The 23,018-nt window shown below is 59.8% G+C and carries 21 protein-coding genes and 1 other RNA gene; 16 read left to right on the forward strand and 6 right to left on the reverse strand.

Features of this window, described 5'->3' with window-relative positions; all coding sequences use genetic code 11:
- Nucleotides 1-12: 12 nt before the first annotated feature.
- From clpP to I6G83_RS12135, 7 genes are all read left to right on the forward strand, one after another.
- Nucleotides 13-636, forward strand: coding sequence for an ATP-dependent Clp endopeptidase proteolytic subunit ClpP (gene clpP / locus I6G83_RS12105; protein ID WP_015671192.1), 624 nt, complete (start codon nt 13-15; stop codon nt 634-636).
- 161 nt (nt 637-797) lie between these two features.
- The gene (gene clpX, locus I6G83_RS12110; protein ID WP_015671193.1) at nt 798-2,069 is read left to right on the forward strand and encodes an ATP-dependent protease ATP-binding subunit ClpX; all 1,272 of its coding nucleotides are present in this window, start codon (nt 798-800) and stop codon (nt 2,067-2,069) included.
- A gap of 194 nt (nt 2,070-2,263) precedes the next feature.
- Nucleotides 2,264-4,618 carry an endopeptidase La gene (gene lon / locus I6G83_RS12115; RefSeq protein ID WP_054305441.1) on the forward strand — a complete coding sequence of 785 codons (2,355 nt, stop codon included), beginning with the start codon at nt 2,264-2,266 and terminating at the stop codon, nt 4,616-4,618.
- A 219-nt stretch (nt 4,619-4,837) separates the two neighbouring features.
- The gene (gene hupB, locus I6G83_RS12120) at nt 4,838-5,110 is read left to right on the forward strand and encodes a nucleoid-associated protein HU-beta (protein WP_004954599.1); all 273 of its coding nucleotides are present in this window, start codon (nt 4,838-4,840) and stop codon (nt 5,108-5,110) included.
- A gap of 178 nt (nt 5,111-5,288) precedes the next feature.
- Nucleotides 5,289-7,172 carry a peptidylprolyl isomerase gene (gene ppiD, locus I6G83_RS12125; protein ID WP_054305440.1) on the forward strand — a complete coding sequence of 628 codons (1,884 nt, stop codon included), beginning with the start codon at nt 5,289-5,291 and terminating at the stop codon, nt 7,170-7,172.
- A gap of 139 nt (nt 7,173-7,311) precedes the next feature.
- Complete coding sequence (locus I6G83_RS12130) at nt 7,312-7,686, forward strand: ComEA family DNA-binding protein (RefSeq protein WP_054305439.1); 375 nt, start codon at nt 7,312-7,314, stop codon at nt 7,684-7,686.
- Between the two features lie 152 nt (nt 7,687-7,838).
- Nucleotides 7,839-8,231, forward strand: coding sequence for an acyl-CoA thioesterase (locus I6G83_RS12135; RefSeq protein WP_015671197.1), 393 nt, complete (start codon nt 7,839-7,841; stop codon nt 8,229-8,231).
- A 45-nt stretch (nt 8,232-8,276) separates the two neighbouring features.
- Here the strand turns inward: I6G83_RS12135 and queC are convergent, their stop codons facing one another.
- Nucleotides 8,277-8,972: a 7-cyano-7-deazaguanine synthase QueC gene (gene queC / locus I6G83_RS12140; protein ID WP_054305438.1), complete on the reverse strand. Its 696-nt coding sequence runs from the start codon at nt 8,970-8,972 to the stop codon at nt 8,277-8,279.
- A gap of 104 nt (nt 8,973-9,076) precedes the next feature.
- Entirely contained in the window at nt 9,077-10,786 is a 1,710-nt protein-coding gene (locus I6G83_RS12145) for an SgrR family transcriptional regulator (RefSeq protein ID WP_054305437.1), read from the reverse strand.
- Between the two features lie 104 nt (nt 10,787-10,890).
- On the opposite strand from I6G83_RS12145, the gene cof reads away from it, so the two are divergent.
- A complete protein-coding gene (cof, locus tag I6G83_RS12150; protein ID WP_054305436.1) occupies nt 10,891-11,709 on the forward strand; it encodes an HMP-PP phosphatase in 819 nt (272 codons plus the stop codon).
- A 48-nt stretch (nt 11,710-11,757) separates the two neighbouring features.
- Here cof and I6G83_RS12155 read toward each other — a convergent pair whose 3' ends face one another.
- Entirely contained in the window at nt 11,758-12,696 is a 939-nt protein-coding gene (locus I6G83_RS12155) for a DMT family transporter (RefSeq protein WP_054305435.1), read from the reverse strand.
- A gap of 122 nt (nt 12,697-12,818) precedes the next feature.
- On the opposite strand from I6G83_RS12155, the gene I6G83_RS12160 reads away from it, so the two are divergent.
- From I6G83_RS12160 to amtB, 5 genes are all read left to right on the forward strand, one after another.
- Complete coding sequence (locus I6G83_RS12160) at nt 12,819-13,280, forward strand: Lrp/AsnC family transcriptional regulator (RefSeq protein WP_054305434.1); 462 nt, start codon at nt 12,819-12,821, stop codon at nt 13,278-13,280.
- Between the two features lie 117 nt (nt 13,281-13,397).
- Nucleotides 13,398-15,173 (forward strand): SmdA family multidrug ABC transporter permease/ATP-binding protein, encoded by a 1,776-nt coding sequence (locus tag I6G83_RS12165; protein WP_054305433.1) that lies wholly within the window; start codon nt 13,398-13,400, stop codon nt 15,171-15,173.
- Complete coding sequence (locus tag I6G83_RS12170; protein ID WP_054305432.1) at nt 15,166-16,944, forward strand: SmdB family multidrug efflux ABC transporter permease/ATP-binding protein; 1,779 nt, start codon at nt 15,166-15,168, stop codon at nt 16,942-16,944. Before I6G83_RS12165 ends, I6G83_RS12170 begins: the two co-directional genes overlap by 8 nt.
- 267 nt (nt 16,945-17,211) lie before the next feature.
- Nucleotides 17,212-17,550: a P-II family nitrogen regulator gene (gene glnK / locus I6G83_RS12175; RefSeq protein ID WP_004949337.1), complete on the forward strand. Its 339-nt coding sequence runs from the start codon at nt 17,212-17,214 to the stop codon at nt 17,548-17,550.
- A 37-nt stretch (nt 17,551-17,587) separates the two neighbouring features.
- Entirely contained in the window at nt 17,588-18,874 is a 1,287-nt protein-coding gene (gene amtB, locus I6G83_RS12180; protein WP_015671205.1) for an ammonium transporter AmtB, read from the forward strand.
- 66 nt (nt 18,875-18,940) lie between these two features.
- Here amtB and tesB read toward each other — a convergent pair whose 3' ends face one another.
- Complete coding sequence (gene tesB / locus I6G83_RS12185; RefSeq protein ID WP_054305431.1) at nt 18,941-19,804, reverse strand: acyl-CoA thioesterase II; 864 nt, start codon at nt 19,802-19,804, stop codon at nt 18,941-18,943.
- Nucleotides 19,805-20,076: 272 nt separating this feature from the next.
- Between tesB and I6G83_RS12190 the strand changes: the two genes are divergently transcribed.
- Nucleotides 20,077-20,673, forward strand: a complete 597-nt coding sequence (locus tag I6G83_RS12190; protein WP_054305467.1) for an NAD(P)H-dependent oxidoreductase — start codon at nt 20,077-20,079, stop codon at nt 20,671-20,673.
- A gap of 3 nt (nt 20,674-20,676) precedes the next feature.
- Here I6G83_RS12190 and I6G83_RS12195 read toward each other — a convergent pair whose 3' ends face one another.
- Entirely contained in the window at nt 20,677-21,606 is a 930-nt protein-coding gene (locus I6G83_RS12195; protein WP_054305430.1) for a LysR family transcriptional regulator, read from the reverse strand.
- 209 nt (nt 21,607-21,815) lie between these two features.
- On the opposite strand from I6G83_RS12195, the gene I6G83_RS12200 reads away from it, so the two are divergent.
- On the forward strand, nt 21,816-22,304 hold the full coding sequence (locus I6G83_RS12200; protein WP_015671209.1) for a YbaY family lipoprotein: 489 nt from the start codon (nt 21,816-21,818) through the stop codon (nt 22,302-22,304).
- 56 nt (nt 22,305-22,360) lie between these two features.
- Here the strand turns inward: I6G83_RS12200 and I6G83_RS12205 are convergent, their stop codons facing one another.
- Complete coding sequence (locus I6G83_RS12205; RefSeq protein WP_015671210.1) at nt 22,361-22,675, reverse strand: MGMT family protein; 315 nt, start codon at nt 22,673-22,675, stop codon at nt 22,361-22,363.
- Nucleotides 22,676-22,829: 154 nt separating this feature from the next.
- Here I6G83_RS12205 and ffs point away from each other — a divergent pair.
- Nucleotides 22,830-22,926: signal recognition particle sRNA small type (gene ffs, locus I6G83_RS12210), an RNA gene on the forward strand.
- Nucleotides 22,927-23,018 lie beyond the last annotated feature (92 nt).

Here is a 23,018-nt window from a genome sequence, read left to right on the forward strand (position 1 = left end):
TAGGAGACGGTAATGTCATACAGTGGCGAACGAGATCAATTTGCACCGAACATGGCACTGGTGCCGATGGTGGTGGAGCAGACTTCACGCGGGGAGCGTTCTTACGACATCTATTCCCGCCTGCTGAAAGAGCGCATTATTTTCCTGACCGGCCAGGTTGAAGACCATATGGCCAACCTGATTGTGGCGCAGATGCTGTTCCTGGAAGCGGAAAGCCCGGACAAAGACATTTTCCTGTACATCAACTCTCCGGGCGGCGTGATCACTGCCGGCATGTCAATCTATGACACCATGCAGTTTATCAAGCCGGACGTCAGCACGATCTGTATGGGGCAGGCCTGTTCAATGGGCTCGTTCCTGCTGACTGCAGGCGCCAAAGGCAAGCGTTTCTGCCTGCCGAACTCCCGGGTGATGATTCACCAGCCGCTGGGCGGTTTCCAGGGCCAGGCGACGGATATTGAGATCCACGCGCGTGAAATTCTGAACGTGAAGGCGCGGATGAATGAGCTGATGGCCAAGCATACCGGCCAGCCGCTGGAGCAGATCGAGCGTGATACCGAGCGCGATCGCTTTATGACCGCGGAAGAATCGGTAGAATACGGTCTGGTCGACGGCATTCTGACGCACCGCAGCTAAGGCTACGCGGTAGGCGAGCGTTAAGTGCGAGCCGATAGACTATAGTAATCAGAGCGGGTGATTCCGCTCTGAGCAGCATTATCGGCGTTCCCCGGTATTTATTTGGGCGCACTGCCGCCATGATTTTCCTGCGGGACAAAGACAAAAGAAGAGGTTTACTGATGACAGATAAGCGCAAAGACGGTTCAGGAAAGCTGCTGTACTGCTCTTTCTGCGGCAAAAGCCAGCATGAAGTGCGCAAGCTGATTGCCGGTCCGTCAGTGTATATCTGCGATGAGTGTGTCGATCTGTGTAACGACATCATTCGCGAAGAGATTAAAGAAGTTGCCCCGCATCGTGAGCGCAGTGCGCTGCCGACGCCGCACGAAATCCGCAACCACCTGGATGATTACGTTATCGGCCAGGAGCAGGCGAAGAAAGTGCTGGCGGTTGCGGTGTATAACCACTACAAGCGTCTGCGCAACGGCGATACCAGCAACGGTATCGAGCTGGGCAAGAGCAACATTCTGCTGATCGGCCCGACCGGCAGCGGCAAAACCTTGCTGGCGGAAACGCTGGCGCGCTTCCTGGATGTGCCGTTCACCATGGCCGACGCCACCACGCTGACCGAAGCCGGTTACGTGGGCGAGGACGTGGAAAATATTATCCAGAAGCTGTTGCAGAAATGTGACTATGACGTGCAAAAAGCGCAGCGCGGCATCGTCTATATCGATGAAATCGATAAAATTTCCCGCAAGTCCGATAACCCGTCGATTACCCGTGACGTGTCGGGCGAGGGCGTACAGCAGGCGCTGCTGAAGCTGATCGAAGGCACCGTTGCCGCGGTACCGCCGCAGGGCGGCCGCAAGCATCCGCAGCAGGAGTTCCTGCAGGTCGACACCTCCAAGATCCTGTTTATCTGCGGCGGCGCGTTCGCCGGCCTGGACAAGGTGATTGGCCAGCGCGTCAACACCGGCTCCGGCATCGGCTTCGGCGCGAAGGTGAAGGGCGAGTCTGAAAAGGCCACCGAAGGCGAGCTGCTGCTGCAGGCCGAGCCGGAAGACCTGATCAAGTTCGGTCTGATCCCTGAGTTCATCGGCCGTCTGCCGGTGGTGGCGACGCTGAGCGAGCTGAGCGAAGAGGCGCTGATTCAGATCCTGAAAGAGCCGAAGAATGCCCTGACCAAGCAGTATCAGGCGTTGTTCAACCTGGAAGGCGTCGAGCTGGAGTTCCGCGACGAAGCGCTGAATGCCATCGCCAAGAAGGCCATGGCGCGTAAAACCGGTGCCCGCGGCCTGCGTTCTATCGTCGAAGGCGCGCTGCTGGACACCATGTACGATCTGCCGTCGCTGGAAAGCGTCGATAAAGTGGTGATTGACGAGTCGGTGATTGACGGCCAGTCCAAACCGCTGCTGATTTACGGCAAGCCGGAAGCGCAGGCATCCGGCGAATAATTCGCCAGTTAAACCATCAGGTTAATCGCAAAATGGGGGATTTTATCCCCCATTTTTTTTTCCTGCATTCTGGACGTTGAATGTCGGCGATTCATCCCCATATACTCAATAAATGGTTTTATGAAACGTTGATTGCCTGCGTCTCATGAGATTCCCCCTCAATCCTGGCGGAAATTAAACTAAGAGAGAGCTCTATGAACCCTGAGCGTTCCGAACGCATTGAAATCCCTGTCCTGCCGTTGCGCGACGTGGTGGTTTATCCGCACATGGTGATCCCGTTATTTGTTGGCCGGGAAAAATCGATTCGGTGCCTCGAAGCCGCAATGGATCACGATAAAAAGATCATGCTGGTGGCACAGAAAGAGGCCTCAACGGATGAACCTGGCATTAACGACCTGTTTTCCGTCGGTACCGTAGCGTCCATTCTGCAGATGCTGAAACTGCCGGACGGCACGGTAAAAGTGTTGGTGGAGGGCCTGCAGCGCGCACGCATCACCACGCTGTCCGACAGCGGCGAACACTTTGCCGCGCAGGCGGAATATCTTGACTCGCCGGCCATCGACGAGCGCGAGCAGGAAGTGCTGGTGCGCACCGCAATCAATCAGTTTGAAGGCTATATCAAACTGAACAAAAAAATCCCGCCGGAGGTGCTGACATCGCTGAACAGCATCGACGACGCGGCGCGCCTGGCGGACACCATCGCCGCGCATATGCCGTTGAAACTTGCCGATAAGCAATCGGTGCTGGAGATGTCTGACGTCTCCGAGCGCCTCGAATACCTGATGGCGATGATGGAGTCGGAAATCGACCTGCTGCAGGTTGAGAAACGCATCCGCAATCGCGTTAAGAAGCAGATGGAAAAGAGCCAGCGCGAGTACTATCTGAATGAGCAGATGAAGGCCATTCAGAAAGAGCTGGGTGAAATGGACGACGCGCCGGACGAATATGAAGCGCTGAAGCGCAAAATCGACGCGTCGAAAATGCCGAAAGAGGCGCGCGAGAAAACCGAAGCGGAACTGCAAAAGCTGAAGATGATGTCGCCGATGTCGGCCGAAGCCACCGTGGTGCGCGGCTATATCGACTGGATGCTGCAGGTGCCGTGGACCGCGCGCAGCAAGGTGAAAAAAGACCTGGTCAAGGCGCAGGAAGTGCTCGATACCGATCACTACGGCCTGGAGCGGGTGAAAGACCGCATCCTTGAGTATCTTGCGGTGCAAAGTCGCGTCAGCAAAATCAAAGGGCCGATCCTGTGCCTGGTGGGGCCGCCGGGGGTGGGTAAAACCTCGCTGGGTCAGTCGATCGCCAAGGCCACCGGCCGGCAGTATGTGCGTATGGCGCTGGGCGGCGTGCGTGATGAAGCGGAAATCCGCGGTCACCGCCGCACCTATATCGGCTCCATGCCGGGCAAGCTGATCCAGAAAATGGCCAAGGTCGGGGTGAAGAACCCGCTGTTCCTGCTCGATGAGATCGACAAGATGTCGTCCGACATGCGCGGCGATCCGGCTTCGGCGCTGCTGGAAGTGCTGGATCCGGAACAGAACGTGGCGTTTAACGATCACTATCTGGAAGTGGATTACGATCTGTCCGACGTGATGTTCGTCGCCACCTCCAACTCGATGAATATCCCGGCGCCGCTGCTGGATCGTATGGAAGTGATCCGTCTGTCCGGTTATACCGAAGACGAGAAGCTCAACATCGCCAAGCAGCACCTGCTGCCGAAGCAGATCGAACGCAACGCGCTGAAAAAGAATGAGCTGACGGTGGATGACAGCGCCATTATCGGCATCATCCGCTACTACACCCGTGAAGCCGGGGTGCGTAGCCTGGAGCGTGAAATCTCCAAGCTGTGCCGTAAGGCGGTCAAAGCCCTGTTGATGGACAAGAAGCTCAAGCATATCGAAATCAACGGCGACAACCTGAAAGACTACCTCGGCGTACAGCGCGTGGACTATGGCCGGGCGGATACCGAAAACCGCGTGGGCCAGGTGACCGGTCTGGCGTGGACGGAAGTGGGCGGCGATCTGCTGACCATTGAAACCGCCTGCGTGCCGGGCAAAGGCAAGCTGACTTATACCGGCTCTCTGGGTGAAGTGATGCAGGAGTCGATTCAGGCCGCGCTGACCGTGGTGCGCGCCCGGGCCGAGAAGCTGGGCATCAACGCCGATTTCTATGAGAAGCGCGATATCCACGTGCACGTGCCGGAAGGCGCGACGCCGAAGGATGGCCCAAGCGCCGGTATCGCCATGTGCACCGCGCTGGTCTCCTGCCTGACCGGCAACCCGGTCCGCGCCGATGTGGCGATGACCGGCGAGATCACGCTGCGCGGACAGGTGCTGCCGATTGGCGGGCTGAAAGAGAAACTGTTGGCGGCGCATCGCGGCGGCATCAAAACGGTATTGATTCCTTACGAAAACAAACGTGATTTGGAAGAGATCCCGGATAACGTCATCGCCGATCTGGAGATTCATCCGGTGCAGAAAATCGACGAAGTGTTGGAGATTGCGCTGCAGAATCCGGCCTTCGGCGCCCAGCCGGTAGCGGTGAAATAGTGACGTATCGCAAAATACATTGATAAAACTTATGCTGGCAGGTCAATTCGTACTTGCCAGCGTTTTTTTGTCCCGCTAAGTTAGATCACTGTCGATTGGCGTTAGCCGCGCTACCGCTGGCGGCTTGCCAAGCTTCGACGGGATTGATATAACAGCTGCGCTGTCGCATACCGTAGGGATTTTTCGGTGCGACGAGAGAATTCTAGAGGGGATGATAGAGTGAATAAGTCACAACTGATCGACAAAATTGCCGCAGGTGCTGATATTTCCAAAGCGGCAGCTGGACGTGCTTTAGATGCGATTATCGCATCCGTTACCGACTCCTTGAAGGAAGGGGACGACGTTGCTCTGGTTGGTTTCGGTTCTTTTACCGTGCGTGAGCGTTCAGCCCGCACCGGCCGTAACCCGCAGACCGGTAAAGAAATCAAGATTGCTGCTGCCAAAGTACCGGCCTTCCGCGCAGGTAAAGCGCTGAAAGACGCGGTAAACTGATTGCAGCGTCTGGCCGGTTGCCGTCATGGGGGATTGCGTTAAAACAATCACCTGACGCAACGGAGCGGGTAAGGTAAGATACAAGGCGCATCGGACTGATGCGCTTTTTTTATTTTTGTCGCAGGGAAGCCTGCCACAAGGGTTGTCAATCCACATCACAGCGGAGTGTTGTCACACTATGATGGACAGTTTACGCGCGGCTGCTAACCACGTCGTGCTCAAAATTATCCTGGCCCTGATCATCCTGTCATTTGTTTTGACCGGGGTAGGTAACTACCTGATCGGCGGTTCCGGCGATTATGCAGCGAAAGTCAACGGCCAGGTGATCGAACGCGCCAAGCTGGAGCAGGCTTTCCAGAGCGAACGTAGCCGCATGCAGCAGCAGCTGGGCGATCAGTTCTCGGCGCTGGCCGGTAATGAAGGCTACATGCAGCAGCTGCGTCGTCAGACGCTGTCTCAGCTGATCGATAACATGCTGCTCGACCAGTACGCAGAGAAACTGGGCCTGAGCATCAGCGACGACCAGGTCAAGGACGCTATCCGCAAAGCGCCTTACTTCCAGACCAACGGTCAGTTTGATAACGCCAAGTATCTCGATTTGATTACCCGCATGGGCTACAGCGCCGATAACTATGCGCAGTCGATGCGTCAGCAGCTGGTGAACCAGCAGGTTATTCAGGCGTTCGGCCACTCCGGCTTTGTACTGCCGGCCGAGTCTGACGCGATGGCGGCGCTGATGCTGCAAGAGCGCGACGTTCGCCTGGCGACCATCGATCTCAAGGCGCTGCAGGCCAAGCAGAGCGTGAGCGATGACGAACTCAGCGCGTATTACGAGCAGAACAAGAACAGCTTCATCGCCCCTGAACAGGTGCAGGTGAGCTATATCCCGATGGACGCCGCGGCGATGCAGGGCAAAGTCACGGTCAGCGATGCGGATATCAGCAGCTATTACGAGCAGCACAAGAGCAGCTTCGGCCAGCCGGAGCGCAAGAACTACAGCGTGATTCAGCTGAAAACCGAGGCGGAAGCCAAAGCGGTGCTGGATGAGCTGAACAAGGGCGCCGATTTCGCCAAGCTGGCGGCAGAGAAATCTACCGATATCATCTCCAAGCGCAACGGCGGCGAGCTGGGCTGGCTGGAGCCGGATACCACCGCCGACGAACTGAAGCAGGCCGACCTGACCGAAAAAGGCCAGACTTCCGGCGTGGTGAAATCGTCCGTGGGCTACCTGATTGTGCGTCTGAACGACATCGAAGCGGAGAAGCTGAAGCCGCTGAGCGAAGTGCATGACGCGATCGCCGCCAAGGTGAAGCAGGAAAAAGGGCTGGACGCCTACTTTGCGCTGCAGCAGAAGGTGAGTGAAGCGGCGACCAACGATAATGAATCGCTGGCCTCGGCGGAAGAAGCTGCGGGCGTCAAAGCGGTGCAGACCGCCTGGTTTACCCGCGATAACGTTCCGGCCGAGCTGAACTTCAAACCTGTCGTGCAGGCGGTCTTCGACGGTTCGCTGATTGGCGAGAACGGCACGCCGGGCAGCAACTCGGATGTGATCACCGTTGAGGGCGACCGCGCCTTCGTGGTGCGCGTTACCGGCCACAAAGCGGAAGGCGTAGAGCCGTTCGACAAGGTGAAAGAGCGCGTTGCCGAGCTGGTGAAGCGCAACAAGGCAGAGCAGGCGGCCAAGCTGCAGGGCGAGAAACTGCTGACCGAGCTGAAACAGGGTAAAGGCGACCAGGCGCTGCAAGCGGCCGGCCTGAGCTTTGGCGCGGAGCAGAAGATGACCCGTAGCGGGCAGGGCGTGCAGCTGGAAGAGAGCGTCTTTGCGCTGCCGCATCCGCAGCAGGGCAAGCCGGTTTACGGCATGTCGCAGGATCGCCAGGACAACGTGGTGCTGATCGCGCTGGATACGGTCAAACCGGGTTCGCTGTCGGCGGAAGAGATGAAAACCTTCAGCGATAAAATGCAGGAAGGTTCGGTCGGCGTCACCTTCGATTCCCTGCTGGCGAATCTGCGTAAGGACGCCAAGATCAAAATGGGCAGCGCGGAGCAACAGCCGCAATAAGCCACGCATTTCTTTGCAACCTGATGTAACTGACAAAGGCCGCTTTCGCGGCCTTTTCCATATCTGCGGTTTGCCGTTTGCCGTCGTTTGGGGTTTGCCGCAAGGTGGACGGGCTGTACAACACAAGGAGGATACAGCTATGTCATTAACCCAAAACCTGGCGCTTGCACGCCATCAAACCCTCGCCGGCGCGCTGCTGAGCATCGCGCTGTGCTTGTTCCCTTCACTGACTGCGGCGGCGGAAAAGCCGGGCGTGGTGCAGACCTCATCGGCGGTACGGGCACAGCCGACGGCGACGGCCGGTATGGCGGGCGGGCAGGAGACGGTCAGCATCAATCAGGCCAGCGCAGAGCAGCTTGCCGAGGCGCTGAACGGCGTCGGCCTGAAAAAGGCCGAGGCCATCGTCCGCTATCGCGAGCAAAACGGGCCGTTTAGCGATATTGAACAGCTGCAGGAGGTGCCGGGCATCGGGCTGGCGCTGCTGGAGAGAAACCGGGAGCGGTTGAGAATGTGATCCCGATCGCGGCCGCAGGGCAAAAAAACTCGGCGGCCGCGTTCCTCTGCTACCTTTTACAGGTCGTACCAGTTGGTGCGACCTTATAATAACAGCGGCAGGGGCCGGTAAGGCGCCCGCCCGTTTGGCGATTACCAGGCTGGAGCACCACTATGCAAACCTATATCAAAGTTCGCGGCTTTCACCTTGATGTTTATCAGCACGTGAATAACGCCCGTTATCTGGAGTTTTTGGAGGAAGCGCGCTGGGACTGGCTGGATAACCGCGAAGAGTTTCGCTGGATGATGGCCAACAATATCGCGTTTGTGGTGGTGAACATCAATATTAACTACCGCGTGCCGGCGCTGCTGGGCGATAAGCTGTGCGTGGAGAGCCAGCTGGAGCAGCTGAACGGTAAAAGCGGGGTGTTAAGCCAGAGGATTACCCGGGAAAGCGACGGCGCTCAGGTGGCGGATGCGCTGGTGACGTTTGTCTGCGTGGATTTGACTACCCAGCGCGCGGTGCCGATTGACGGCGAGCTGCGTGAAAAGCTGCAGGCGCTGTAAAGCGGCAAGAGGGGCGGCCGCTGGGCCGCCCGTTGCCGCCAGCGTTTAGGCCAGGCCGGTTTTGCGCTTCAGCTCGGCCATCACCGCCGGGCGGTTGCCCTGATACTGCTGCAGGCCGTTCGCGCGCAGGTGGCAGGCGGCACATTCACCGCAGCCGTCGCCCTTGATGCCGTTGTAGCAGGTCAGCGTCTGCTGCCGCACCAGATCCAACTGCTGGTAATAGTCGGCCAGCGCCCAGGTTTCGGCCTTGTTCAGCCACATCAGCGGCGTTTCAAAACGAATATCGCGGGCGATGCCAAGCACCACCGCCTGATTGAGCGCTTTGACAAACTCGTCGCGGCAGTCCGGGTAGCCGGAAAAGTCGGTTTCACACACGCCGGTGATCACCGCTTCCGCCTCGACCTGATAGGCGTAAATCGCCGCCAGCGTCAGGAACAGGATATTGCGTCCCGGTACAAAGGTGCTGGGCAGCCCGTCCTGCTCGGCGCTGAACGCCGGCACCGGGATATCGTCGCGCGTCAGGCTGCTGATGGCCAGTTCATTCAGCAGGCCGACATCCAGCACTTTATGCGCCTTGGCGCCCAGTGACTGCGACAGCTCACGAGCGATATCAATTTCCGCGCGGTGACGCTGGCCGTAATCGAACGTGACGCAGTGAACTTCATCATACTGCTGTAAGGCTTGAATTAAGCAGGTCGTGGAGTCTTGCCCACCACTAAAAACAACGACTGCGCGTTTCATAGAATAAACCTTATTTGCTGCGGCCAGGCCCGATGCACATTCGGGAGGCCAAAAATATGAACCACTATGGTAGCAGACGCGGGGAAAACCGCGTAGCTGCGGGATTAGTTCAGCGGCGGCGGCAGCCACGCCTGGCCAAAATCGAACCAGCCATGCGCGGTTAACCTCACGCCCTGCATGCGCGGCGGCGCGCTGATCTGATATTGATAGTGAAACAGCGGGGTAATGATGGCGGCGCTCATCAACTGCTGGTAGTAGCTTTTGAGTTCGCGGATCCGCCGCTGTTCATCCGGGAACTGTTGGATGCGCAGCAGCGTTTGTTGCTGTTGCCGCCAGCGGCGAGGCGGCAGAATTCCCTGCCACAGCACGTCCTGCCGCAGCCAGCTTTCCAGCGTCGACTCCGGCGCTTCGCCGATCAGGTTATCCGCCAGCAGCAGGTCGGCCTGGGCGATTTGTTCGCTGCTCTGCCAGCGTTTGCCGGAGAAATAGCGCACCTCCAGTTCGCAGCCCTGTTCCGCCAGCAGCGCTTGCAGCGCCTCGGTGACCGTGATCAGCTCAACCGGCGGGTGGTACAGCAGCGTCAGTTTGGCCGGCAGCGGCGTCTCGTCGCTGGCCTGATGGCTGGGGATCCCCCAGCCGGGCAGCATCTCCTGGCTGGGAATGATCACGCCGTTCGGCAGCGGCAGATCGGCCAGCAGTCCCGAACGTTGGATTAACATCAGCAGTTTTTGCCCCTGCGCCTCGCTCAGCACGCCGCGGCGCAGATTCAGCGCCAGATAGCACCAGCCCAGGCTCATGCTGCGCTGTACCGGGCGCGCCAGCGCCAGATCGTCCTGCTGGCCGATGGTGATGCGCACCGGATGCTGACAGCTGGTGGTGTTGCCATTGCCGTCCGTCTGCAGCTCGGGGGTGATCCAATATTCAATGCTGTCCAGATAGGGATGCTGCAGGTGGTAGAACGGGTGCTGCTCCAGCCGCACCAGATGCGTTTCATTCAATGCCAGTTTGAACGGGCCGGCGCCGATGGCGGCATCGTCCGGGTGGGTCATCAGACAGGGCAGCTCCGCCAGGCGGTAAGGCAGCCAGTAATCGGCGCTATGCAGATCGAACTGCAGGCACAGCGCGTGCGGCAGGCTGACAGCGGCGACATTCGCCAGGCTGGCCTGCCCGCGCGGATGCCGACGCTGTTTTTCCAGCGTCTGCAGCAGTTGCTGGCCGGTGATCGGCTCGCCATTATGCCAGCGCAGCTGGCTGCGCAGGAAGAAGCGCCAGCGCAGGCCATCGTCCTCAACCTGCCAGTGGTGAGCCAGATCCGGCTGGGGCTGTGGATTGCCGGTGATAAAGCGGGTCAGGCCGGCATGCAGCGTCGAGGCCAGATGCTGTTCGGCACGGCCGCTAAGCGCCAGCGGATCGAGGGATTCCAGCTGACGATAGTAGGGGATGCGCAGCGTAGGACTGCCCGCCTGCCACTGGCCGCCCAAATGCGGCGCCAGCAGCTGCTGCAGACGCTGCGGGTCTAAACGGGCCAGCTCCAGCGCGTTTTGATGATCGCCCTGCAGCAGCAGCTGTTGCAACAGGGCGGCGCGCAGTTCGTCCGGCGTTTTCAGACAGTGCAGCCGTGCCCGTTTGCCGCGGCCGGCCTGTGAACGCCAGCTGAGCCAGCCCTGCTCCTGAAACTGCTGCACCAGAGTGCGGGCGTGGCGCTCGCTGCAGTAAAACAGCGCCGCCAGCTGCGCCATGGTGACGGCCGCCGGCTCGCTTCCCAGCTGTTGGTACAGGCGTTGATACTGACTAAGGCGATGAATCAGACGCATGGCGATAAATCCGGAACGGTTTTGATAAATTGTTCACTATTAGTTCCGTAAATACCATCACATACTGCAGACATTGTCATCTTCTGCATACGATCGAGGTTGTTATGTATCGCCTGGCTGCTTTTGATATGGATGGGACGCTGCTGATGCCGGATCACCGGGTCGGCCCGGAAACGCTGGCGGTGCTGAACCAGCTGGTGGCGCGGCAGATAACCGTAACCTTTGCCACCGGCCGCCATTATCTTGATGCGCAGCCCATTATGGCGCAGCTGGGCCTGCAGGGCTTTTTGATCACCGGCAACGGCACCCGCATCTACGATCGGCACGGGCAGTGCTTGCAGGCCACCGATCTGCCGCCAGAGGTGGCCGAAGCGGTGATCCATCGCCACTGGCAGACCACCGCCGGCATGCATGTTTTTCGCGATGAAGGCTGGCTGACCGAGGCCGCGACGCCGGCGATGCTGCAGGCGCACCACCTGAGCGGTTTTGGCTATCAGCTGACTGACCCGCGGCGCTTGCCAGCGTTTGGCAACAGCAAAATCTGTTTTGTCGGCGAGCATGAGGAACTGCTGGCGCTGCAGGGACGGCTGCGGGCCTATTTTGGCGAACGGGTGGATTTGTGTTTGTCCGCCCATGACTGTCTGGAGGTGCTGCCGCAGGGATGCAACAAGGGCAGCGCGCTGGCCCTGTTGAGTGAGCATCTGGACGTGACGCTGGAGGCGTGTATGGCGTTCGGCGACGCGATGAACGACAAGGAAATGCTGGCGTCGGTCGGGCATGGTGTGGTGATGGGCAATGCGCTGCCGCAGCTTAAGGTGCAGCTGCCCCACCTGCCGGTTATCGGCCACTGCGAAGATCAGGCGGTGGCTCACTATTTGGCACATTGGCTGCATTCACCTTACGCCCCTTATACCCCCGTATAGCGGGCGTTCCCCTTGCAGCAGGCCGGGCAGTTCGCTACCCGGCTTTTTTTATTGTTGGGATGAGGTTTCCAGCCGCTGCAGGCTGCGGGCCGGTTTTGCGCCCTTGGCGCTGTAGAGCGTCAGCAGGATGCCGGCCAGCAGCGGCGCCAGCAGCCACAGTGAGACGGTGCTGATGGTGGTGTGATCCACCGCTTTCTCGACGGCGATGGCAATCAGCGGAAACACCAGGAACACCAGCGAAGCCTGAAACGCTGTGGCTTTCTGCTGCAGGGCAAAGTAGGCCATGATGCCGAATACGCCGGCCACCACGCCGAGGTAAAGCACGGACAGCAGTGAGGCGCTGGTAAACGCGGCGGTATCCGGTTTTTCGGTGAGATAGCCGACGATAAACAGCAGGATACCGGCACCCAGGCAGGGCAGCGCATTGAAGGTCAGCACCGAGATTTTTTCACCGCGCTTCTTACTCAGCACGTACATCACCGCGTGGATCAGCACCGCCGCCAGCAGGGCGACCACGCCGGGCCAGCGGGTCTCGCCGCTGACGCTGGATTCCTGCCACAGAATACCGGACAGGCTGGCGACGCCGACGATCAGGCCGATCAGCTGCGCGATGCTGACGCGCTCTCCCAGCAGCAGCACCGAGGCCATCAGCACGACGACGGGCATATTGGCAAAGATGATGGACGCCAGCGCCGAGCTGACGTAGCGCTCGCCGTAAATCATCAGCGTAAAGGGAATGGCGAAGTAAGCCAGGCAGACCAGCAGCTGGAACCCGCGGCTGCCTTTAGGAAATAACAGCGGCGTGCGGGTGAAATAAGCCAGCAGCAGCAACAGCGGCGACGCGGCAAGAAAGCGCAGCCCGGTCGCATAAATGGGCGGCACGCTGGCGACGGCGATTTTCATCGCCATCCAGGTGGTGCCCCAGGTCAGCGCGACCAGGGCGAACAGGATAATAATGATTCCGGTATTTCTCAGCGTGTTGTCCATCTCGGCGTCCTGTCGGCAAGTATCGTGGCATCAGATACATTACGTGGATACCAAGAGAAAAAGATTGCCATTTAGCCTTTATATCGGCCAAATAGGAGAAAATATTTCTCCGTGGTGACCAAATGTTAGATAGAACCGATCTTAAGCTGTTGTCGATGCTGCAGCAGGACAGCACCCTGTCGCTGCAGGCGCTGGCGGATGCGGTAAACCTGACCTCGACGCCGTGCTGGAAGCGGATCAAGCGGCTGGAGGATGAGGGCTATATCCGCGGGCGGGTGGCGCTGCTGGATAATGAAAAACTGGGGCTGGGGCTGACGGCGTTTGTGATGCTTAAAACCCAGCAGCACAGCCGCGAGTGGTATCAGCAGTTTGTTGACCTGGCCGCCCAGATGCCGGAGGTGCTGGCGTTTTATCGCATGGCCGGGGAGTTTGATTATCTGCTGCAGGTGCAGGTGGCGGATATGAAAAGCTTTGACCGTTTTTATAAACGTCTGGTGAATGGCATACCGGGATTGATTGATGTTACTTCGAGTTTTGCCATGGAGAAAATCAAATATACTACCGCATTGCCGTTACCGGAGTGAAAAGTTCACCAAATCGGCCGGGAAACGGTGGTATCCTACTCGGCTAACCGTCATGTAACGCGTGACGATCCGAACACGACAGAGTCGACAACACCAAAATATCTGGAATAACACTGCGTGAGATTATTTGCTCAAATCGGCTGGTATTTCCGCCGCGAATGGCGCCGCTATCTGGGTGCGGTGGCGCTGCTGATCATTATTGCCATTCTGCAACTGCTGCCGCCGAAGCTGGTCGGCGTGATTGTGGACGGCGTAACCAAAGAGCATATGTCTACCGGCGTGCTGCTGGCATGGCTGGGGCTGATGATCGCCACCGCAATCCTGGTGTATCTGCTGCGCTATGTCTGGCGCGTCCTGCTGTTTGGCGCTTCCTATCAGCTGGCGGTTGAGCTGCGGGAAAATTTCTACCGCCAGCTGAGCCGGCAAAACCCGGCGTTTTATCTGCGCCACCGCACCGGCGACCTGATGGCGCGCGCCACCAATGACGTCGACCGGGTGGTGTTCGCCGCCGGTGAAGGCGTGCTGACGCTGGTGGATTCGCTGGTGATGGGGCTGGTGGTGCTGATCGTGATGAGCACCCAAATCAGCTGGCAGCTGACGCTGCTGTCGCTGATCCCGATGCCGATTATGGCGATCGTCATCAAGTATTACGGCGACCAGCTGCACCAGCGCTTTAAGTCGGCGCAGGCGGCATTTTCCAGCCTGAACGACCAGGCGCAGGAGAGCATGACCAGCATCCGCATGATCAAGGCCTTTGGGCTGGAGGATCACCAGTCCAACCAGTTTGCCGAGGTGGCGGCGCGCACCGGCGCGAAGAATATGCATGTGGCGCGCGTCGACGCGCGTTTTGATCCGACCATCTATCTGGCCATCGGCGCGGCCAACCTGCTGGCGATCGGCGGCGGCAGCTGGATGGTGGTGAACGGGACACTGACCCTGGGGCAACTGACCAGCTTTGTTATGTATCTGGGGCTGATGATTTGGCCGATGCTGGCGCTGGCGTGGATGTTTAATATCGTCGAACGCGGCAGCGCCGCCTACAGCCGTCTGCGCAGCCTGCTGGATGAGGCACCGGCGGTGGTGGACGGCGGGCGTGATTTGCCCGCCGGACGCGGCGAGCTGACGGTGGATATCCGCCGTTTTCATTACCCGGAAAATCAGCACGCGGCGCTGCATGACGTCGCCCTGCGGCTTAAGCCGGGGCAGATGCTCGGCCTGTGCGGCCCGACCGGCGCCGGGAAGACCACGCTGCTTTCCCTGATCCAGCGCCAGTTCGATATTGATGACGGCCAGATCTGCTACCACGCGCTACCGCTGACGACGCTGAAGCTGGACGCCTGGCGCGCCCGCCTGTCGGTGGTCAGCCAGACGCCGTTCCTGTTTTCCGACAGCGTGGCGAATAACATCGCGCTCGGTAAACCGGATGCGACGCAGGCGGAGATTGAACAGGCGGCGCGGCTGGCCAGCGTGCACGACGATATTCTGCGTCTGCCGCAGGGCTATGAAACTGAAGTGGGCGAACGCGGCGTGATGCTGTCCGGCGGACAGAAACAGCGGATCTCCATTGCGCGCGCGCTGCTGCTGGACGCTGAAATTCTGATCCTCGACGATGCCTTGTCGGCGGTGGATGGCCGCACCGAACACCAGATCCTGCACAACCTGCGCAGCTGGGGGCAGAACCGCACGGTAATTATTAGCGCGCACCGGCTGTCGGCGCTGACCGAGGCCAGTGAAATCCTGGTCCTGCAGCACGGCAGCGTGGCGCAGCGCGGCCAGCACGCCGTACTGGCGTCGCAGCCGGGCTGGTATCGCGATATGTATCGCTATCAGCAGTTGGAGGCCGCGCTGGATGAGGCGCCGGAAATCGGCGTGGAGATGTTAACCAATGAGTAAAGTTCAGAAGCTGTGGCCGACGCTGAAACGGCTGCTGGCTTACGGCTCGCCGTATCGCAAACCGCTGGGGCTGGCGGTGCTGATGCTGTGGGTGGCGGCGGCGGCGGAAGTGGCCGGCCCGGTCCTTATCAGCTACTTTATCGACAACTACGTTGCCAAAGGGCAGCTGCCGCTGATGATCGTCTGCGGGTTAGCGGGCGCTTACGTCCTGCTGGAGATGCTGGCGGCGGCGCTGCATTACTTTCAGGCGCTGCTGTTTAATCGCGCGGCGGTCGGCGTGGTGCAGCGTCTGCGCACCGACGTGATGGATGCCGCGCTGCGCCAGCCGCTCAGCGCGTTCGACACCCAGCCGGTCGGCCAGCTGATCTCCCGCGTCACCAATGACACCGAGGTGATCAAGGATCTGTACGTGATGGTGGTGTCCACCGTGCTGAAAAGCGCGGCGCTGATCGGCGCGATGCTGGTGGCGATGTTCAGTCTCGACTGGCGCATGGCGCTGGTGGCGATCTGCATCTTCCCGGCGGTATTGCTGGTGATGGCGATTTACCAGTATTACAGCACGCCGATTGTGCGGCGGGTGCGCAGCTATCTGGCGGATATCAACGACGGTTTTAACGAAGTGATTAACGGCATGGGGGTGATCCAGCAGTTCCGCCAGCAGGTGCGTTTTGGCGAGCGGATGAGCAACGCCAGCTGGTCGCACTATACCGCCCGCATGCAGACGCTGCGGCTGGACGGCTTCTTGCTGCGGCCGCTGCTGAGCCTGTTCTCCGCCCTGGTGTTATGCGGGCTGCTGATGCTGTTCGGCTTTAGCGCCGAGGGCAGCATCGGCGTCGGGGTGCTGTACGCCTTTATCAACTACCTGGGCCGGCTGAATGAGCCGCTGATTGAGCTGACCTCGCAGCAGTCGATTCTGCAGCAGGCGGTGGTGGCCGGCGAGCGTATCTTTGAGCTGATGGATCGCAGCCAGCAGCGCTATGGCGCCGATGAGCGCCCGCTGCAGAGCGGCCGCATCGATATCGATAACCTGAGCTTTGCCTACCGTGCGGATAAGAAGGTACTGCAAAATATTCAGCTCAGCGTGCCGTCGCGCGGCTTTGTGGCGCTGGTCGGCCATACCGGCAGCGGCAAGAGCACCCTGGCCAACCTGCTGATGGGCTACTACCCGGTGAGCGAAGGCGAGATTCGCCTGGATGGCCGGCCGCTGTCCAACCTGTCGCACCGTACGCTGCGACAGGGGATCGCCATGGTGCAGCAGGATCCGGTGGTGATTGCCGAGTCGGTGCTGGCTAACGTGACGCTGGGGCGCACTATCAGCGAAGAGGCGGTGTGGCAGGCGCTGGAGACGGTGCAGTTGGCGGAGCTGGTGCGCGGCTTCCCGCAGGGGATCCATACCCGGCTGGGTGAGCAGGGCAATAACCTGTCGGTCGGCCAGAAACAGCTGCTGGCGATGGCGCGCGTATTGGTGCAGGCGCCGCAGATCCTGATTCTGGATGAGGCGACCGCCAATATTGATTCCGGTACCGAACAGGCGATTCAGCATGCGTTGCGGGCGATTCGCGAGCACACCACGCTGGTGGTGATCGCCCACCGTTTATCGACCATCGTCGATGCCGATACCATTCTGGTGCTGCACCGCGGCCATGCGTTGGAGCAGGGCAACCATCGGCAGCTGTTGGCGCAGCAGGGCCGCTATTACCAGATGTATCAGCTGCAGCTGGCGGGCGAAGAGCTGGCGGCGGCAACCCGCGAAGACGACCAGCCGGCCTGAATCTCCCGGTGCGTTTCCCGGCGTAGCCGCAGGGGAACGCACCACGATCAGGCAGCGCTGGCGGTTGTATGCCGTGCTTTGCACCTTTATGCGCCAACGCGCACCATCGTGGTGCGCAAAAAACGATCGATTCTCTCCTCTCTCCCTGCCGCCGTCGTCGGCAGCCGTTTCCTCCGCTGCGTTTTTTCCTAACACAACTTATGGCACAGCCTTTGCTTTACCCAGTGATACCAGGGGTGAGTTTGGGTTTAATTGTGGAGGGGCAATATGAAGCTGGTTACCGTGGTAATCAAACCATTCAAGTTGGAGGACGTGCGTGAAGCCCTATCCTCAGTAGGCATTCAGGGGCTGACCGTCACCGAAGTCAAAGGGTTTGGCCGCCAGAAAGGGCATGCCGAGCTGTACCGCGGCGCCGAATACAGCGTCAATTTTTTACCCAAAGTCAAAATCGATATTGCCATTGCCGACGATCAATTGGATGAGGTGGTTGATGTGATTAGCAAGGCCGCCTACACCGGCAAAATTGGCGACGGCAAAATTTTTGTGGCTGAACTGCAACGCGTGATTCGCATACGTACCGGCGAAACCGATGAAGCCGCGCTGTAAATACCGACTCAGCGACTGAAATGGGGATGAGACAATAATGAAAAAACGTTTATCCATGTTGGGCCTGAGCGCGGCAGCCTTGTCGCCCTCTCTGGCTCAGGCGGCTCCGGCGGCCCTCGATAAGGCCGATAACGCCTTTATGATGATTTGCACCGCATTGGTGCTGTTTATGACTTTACCAGGTATCGCATTATTCTATGGTGGCTTGCTGCGCGGTAAGAATGTGCTGTCGATGCTCACTCAGGTGATGGTGACCTTTGCGCTGGTGTGCGTACTGTGGGTGCTGTATGGCTACAGTCTGGCGTTCAGCGAGGGCAATGCGTTTTACGGCGGCTTCGGCACCGCAATGTTGAAAGGCATCGGCATTGACAGCATTACCGGCTCCTATAGCCAGCTGGTGCACGTGGCGTTCCAGTGCTCCTTCGCCTGTATTACCGTGGCGCTGGTGGTCGGCGGGTTTGCCGAGCGCATCCGCTTTTCCGCGGTGATTATTTTTGCGGCGATCTGGTTCACCCTCTCTTATCTGCCGATTGCCCATATGGTGTGGGGCGGCGGCTTCCTGGCGGCCGACGGCGCGCTGGATTTTGCCGGCGGCACGGTGGTGCATATTAACGCCGCCAGCGCCGGCCTGATCGGCGCCTATCTGCTGGGCAAGCGCGCGGGCTTTGGCAAGGAGGCGTTCAAACCGCACAACCTGCCGATGGTCTTTACCGGTACTTCGATTCTGTATATCGGCTGGTTCGGCTTTAACGCCGGTTCCGCCGGCGAGGCCAACGGCGTTGCCGCATTAGCTTTCCTGAACACGGTGGTCGCCACCGCCGGCGCCATCCTCTCCTGGGTGTTTGCCGAATGGCTGGTGCGCGGTAAACCGTCGCTGCTGGGCGCCTGCTCCGGCTGTATTGCCGGGCTGGTTGCCGTTACGCCGGCCGCGGGTACCGTCGGCGTCGGCGGCGCGCTGATTATCGGCCTGGTCGGCGGGATCGCCGGCCTGTGGGGCGTGGTGACGCTGAAGAAATGGCTGAATGTGGATGATACCTGCGACGTATTCGGCGTACACGGCGTGTGCGGCATCGTCGGCTGTCTGCTGACCGGGGTGTTCACCGCCTCGTCACTGGGCGGTTCCGGTTATGCGGAAGGCGTCACCATGGGACATCAGGTGTGGATCCAGCTGCTCAGCGTGATCATTACGCTGATCTGGTCCAGCGTCGCCGCGTTTATCGCCTTCAAGATTGCCGGCGTGCTGGTGGGGCTGCGCGTACCGGAAGAGCAGGAGCGCGAAGGGCTGGATATCAACAGCCATGGCGAGAGCGCCTACAACCAGTAAATCGATAATAAAATAGTGATGAAGCAAAAAAGGCGATGGAAACATCGCCTTTTTTTGTGGCCGGCGTTATGCCGTATGGCGGCGCATGACCCCTTCCTGCACCGTGCTGGCGACCAGCACGCCGTCGCGGGTATAGAACTGCCCGCGCACAAAGCCGCGCGCGCCGGACGCCGAGGTGCTTTCCACCGCGTAGAGCAGCCAGTCGTCCATGCGGAACGGACGGTGGAACCACATGGAGTGGTCGATGGTCGCCACCTGCATGCCCGGCTCCAGGAAGCCGACGCCGTGCGGCTGCAGCGCCGTCGGCAGGAAGTTCAGATCGGAGGCATAGCCCAGCAGATACTGGTGAATGCGCGCGTCGTCCGGCATGGCGCCGTTAGCGCGCAGCCAGACGTAGCGATACGGCTCGTCCACCTTGCCCTGCAGCGGGTTATGGAATTTAACCGGGCGTACTTCCAGCGGTTTCTGACAGATAAATTTATCGCGCACTTTCTCCGGCAGCATATGCGCCAGCTGCTGGGCGATTTCTGATTCGGACATCAGACCTTCCGGCGGCGGCACGTCGGGCATGGTGTTCTGGTGTTCAAAACCCGCTTCCGGGCTTTGGAACGAGGCGGTCATATAGAAGATAGGCTTGCCGTTCTGGATAGCGCTGACCCGGCGGGCGCTGAAACTGTTGCCGTCGCGCAGCGTTTCGACGTCGTAAACGATCGGCTTGCTGCTGTCGCCCGGACGCAGAAAGTAGCTGTGGAACGAGTGCACGCTGCGCTCGGCCGGCACCGTATCTTTGGCGGCGTAGAGCGCCTGGCCGACGACCTGACCGCCGAATACCTGACGCAGGCCCAGATCCTCGCTTTGCCCGCGGAACAGGCCCTCTTCGATTTTTTCCAACTTGAGCAGCTCAAGAAGGTTGTTCAATGCCTGGCTCATAAAAGATGATCCTTCTAATAATTGTTTTGTGTAGTGTGCGGAAGATCACGTTAAGTCGTCAACAGGCTAAATCTAACCGCCATCGTTCTAGTATGAACTTCGCGCGGCGAGTCGCAAAGCGATTCCCGGTAATCGCAAATTGTTGCCTTTTAGGCACCATTGTCGTGCTGTTATATCAACAATGTTTCCATTATTTCGGTGTTAGCCTAGCGCTATGGAGGCCTGCGCCGTACGGCGCGCAGCCGTGAGAGACAATAAATTCGGGAAATATGATGAGTAAATTACTGGTGCTTAAATCCAGCATTATGGGGGACGCCTCCCAGAGCAACGCGCTGATTGATGACTTTCTGGCGGCGCGGCGGGCAAAGGGGCTGGATGACGAGATTATCGAACATGACCTGACGGCCCTGGAGTTACCGGTGTTGGACGGTGAACTGTTCGCCGCCCTGCGCGGCGCCCAGCCGATTGGCGAGCGGGCGCAGCGGGTGGTGACGCTATCCGACCGGCTGATTGCCGAGCTGAAAGCGAGCGATCTGCTGCTGATTGGCGCGCCGATGTATAACCTGAATGTGCCGACGCAGCTGAAAAACTGGTTCGATCTGGTGACCCGCGCCGGTATGACCTTCAACTATACCGCTCATTATCCGGTGGGGTTGGTTGCAGAGGTGAAGGCGATCGTCGTCAGTTCGCGCGGCGGGGTGCATGTCGGCCAGTTGACGGATGCGGTGACGCCGTATCTGCGCGGCGTGCTGGGGCTGATTGGCGTGAACGATGTCGAGTTTATTTATGCGGAGGGGCTGGATGCCAGACCGCATGGCCGGGCGCAGGGGATCGCGCAGGCGCAGACCACTATTGCGCAGCTGGCGTAAGCGTTACGCATCCGGCGACGGGGCTTCCGCCGCCGCCATTCTGGCGGGCAGCTCGCTGATCAGGCGATCAACCGCCACTCTGACCTTGAGCGGCAGCCGTGCGTTGCGCGGCCAGACGGCATAAACCGGCCAGCTGCCGCCGTCGTTTGCCGTCAGAATGGCCTGCAGCGCGCCGGTACTTAACGCATCGCGCACCAGCCAGTAGGGCAGCCAGGCAATGCCGCAGCCGGCGAGCGCGGCATCTTTGATCGCCTGCATATCATCCATCATCAGTTTCGCCTGCGGCGTGATTTCCAGCACCTTTCCCTGCGCGCTGCCGATGCGCCATTTCTGCAGCCGGCCGGCGCGGGTATAGGCAATGGCGGCGTGTTGCTCAAGATCCTGCGCTGATGTTGGTTCGCCGGCCCGCGCCAGATAGGCGGGCGCGGCGCAGAACACCATGCTGTGCGCCGCCAACCGGCGGGCGATCAGGCTGCTGCTGTCGGCCAGCTCGCCGATGCGGATCGCCAGATCGAACCCTTCTTCCGCCAGATCGACCACCCGATCGCTGAACGCCATATCCAGCCGCAGCCCGGGATGCTGCTGCGCCAGCGTGGTCAGCAGCGGCGCGATGCAGAGGTGGCCGAACAGTACCGGCATCGACACCCGCAGACGTCCGCTGAGCTGCAGGCCATCGCCGGCCAGCAGATCTTCCGCCTGCTGGATCTCGTTAACGGCGCGCCGACAGTGCTCGTAATACAGCATGCCCTGCTCGGTCAGGCTCTGGCTGCGGGTGGTGCGGTTAAACAGGGTGACGCCCAGGCGGGTCTCCAGCCGGGCGATGGTTTTGGTGACGGCGGAACGCGTCAGGTAGAGATTTTCCGCGGCGCGCGAGAAGCTGCCGGCTTCAGCGGCGGCCAGAAAAACCGGAATGCTGTTCATATCACTTTTCATCGCGTTCGTACCGGCTGGTGATCGTTGCGGGCAATAGTACAACCCCGTTTTCCTGCTGTCAGTGTCAATGTGCGTGCGCGTACGGCCCACCGTTGCGCCGGCTGATTAATCGGCAGACGGGTGGGAATGTCTCAGAGTTTTGTGCTAGGTTTAAGAGGTAAGACGGCGTAAGCCGCCAATTTGTTGATAATAAAGAAGGAGACAGCTCGATGAAATTCTGGCAAATCCTTGCTGGGGCCGCTGCCGTGACGCTGGCCGGCTGCGCCCAGAATGGCGTAGATGCCCCGACATCGGCAGCAGGAAGCCCGGCGACCGCACAGCAAATGCAGGTGACCGGTCCTGCGGTGACGGGGACGGTGAATATCGCCCAGCGCATCGCGTTGCCGCCGCATGCGGTGCTGACGGTCACGCTGTCCGATGCCTCGCTGGCGGATGCGCCGTCCAAGGTGATCGCCCAGCGCACTATCCGTACCGAAGGCCAGCAGGCGCCGTTCACTTTCGCCGTGCCCTATAACCCGGCGGACATTCAGCCGAACGCCCGCGTCATATTGAGCGCGGCGGTCACCGTCAACGGGCAGCTGAGCTTTATCACCGACACGATTCAGGAAGTCGTCAACCGCAATGGCACGCGCGCCGACCTGCAGCTGGTGCCGGTGCAGAACGTACCGGTACAGGCGGCATCGGCCGCCATGCCGTAACCGCTGCGGCCTGACCGTTTTCGCTGCCTTTAGCCGGCCGGCTAAAGGCAGCCTGCTTATGGCCGCCAGCCGAAGCGGGCAAAGTCCACCGCGCCCTCGGCATCAAACATAATCCCCTCCGCCAGCAGCGCCTGCCGCTGCCGCTGAAAGTCCTCGCCGCGCAGCGAGATCTTGCCGTGCCGGTTGATCACCCGGTGCCAGGGCAGGGTGCTGCCCGGCGGCAGTTTCTTCAGAACGCCGCCGACCTGCCGCGCTGCGCGCGGCGAACCGGCAAGCGCGGCCACTTCGCCGTAGGCGATCACCTTGCCGCAGGGAATGGCGGCGACGACGTGAAAGACGCGCTGGCGGAAAGTCGGATCTGTGGATGTCATAGAGATAAGTACGCCGTGTTGCTGTCGGAGTGGCAGTGTGCCACAGGCCGGCTGGGTAAGAAAACAGCGGTTGGCCCCGGTTGGCTTGCTATTTCAGATATCATCATTGATAATGCCCACCGCTTCGCAGTACGGAAGCCGTCAATGGGGGCCCTGTTGGTTCTCCCGCAACACTAACTTGTGAACTCGGTCAGGTCCGGAAGGAAGCAGCCGCAGCAGGTGACGTGTGTGCCGGGATGTAGCTGGCAGGGCCTCCACCATTTCTGCCATCCAATCGCTGTTTCCCCCTATTTTTTAGCCTGGCACCACGGACTTTCCCGTTCTTCTGCACTGCGCGCACGCA

The sequence above is a fragment of the Serratia rubidaea genome, from assembly GCF_016026735.1.
Classification (GTDB): Bacteria; Pseudomonadota; Gammaproteobacteria; order Enterobacterales; family Enterobacteriaceae; genus Serratia_B; species Serratia_B rubidaea.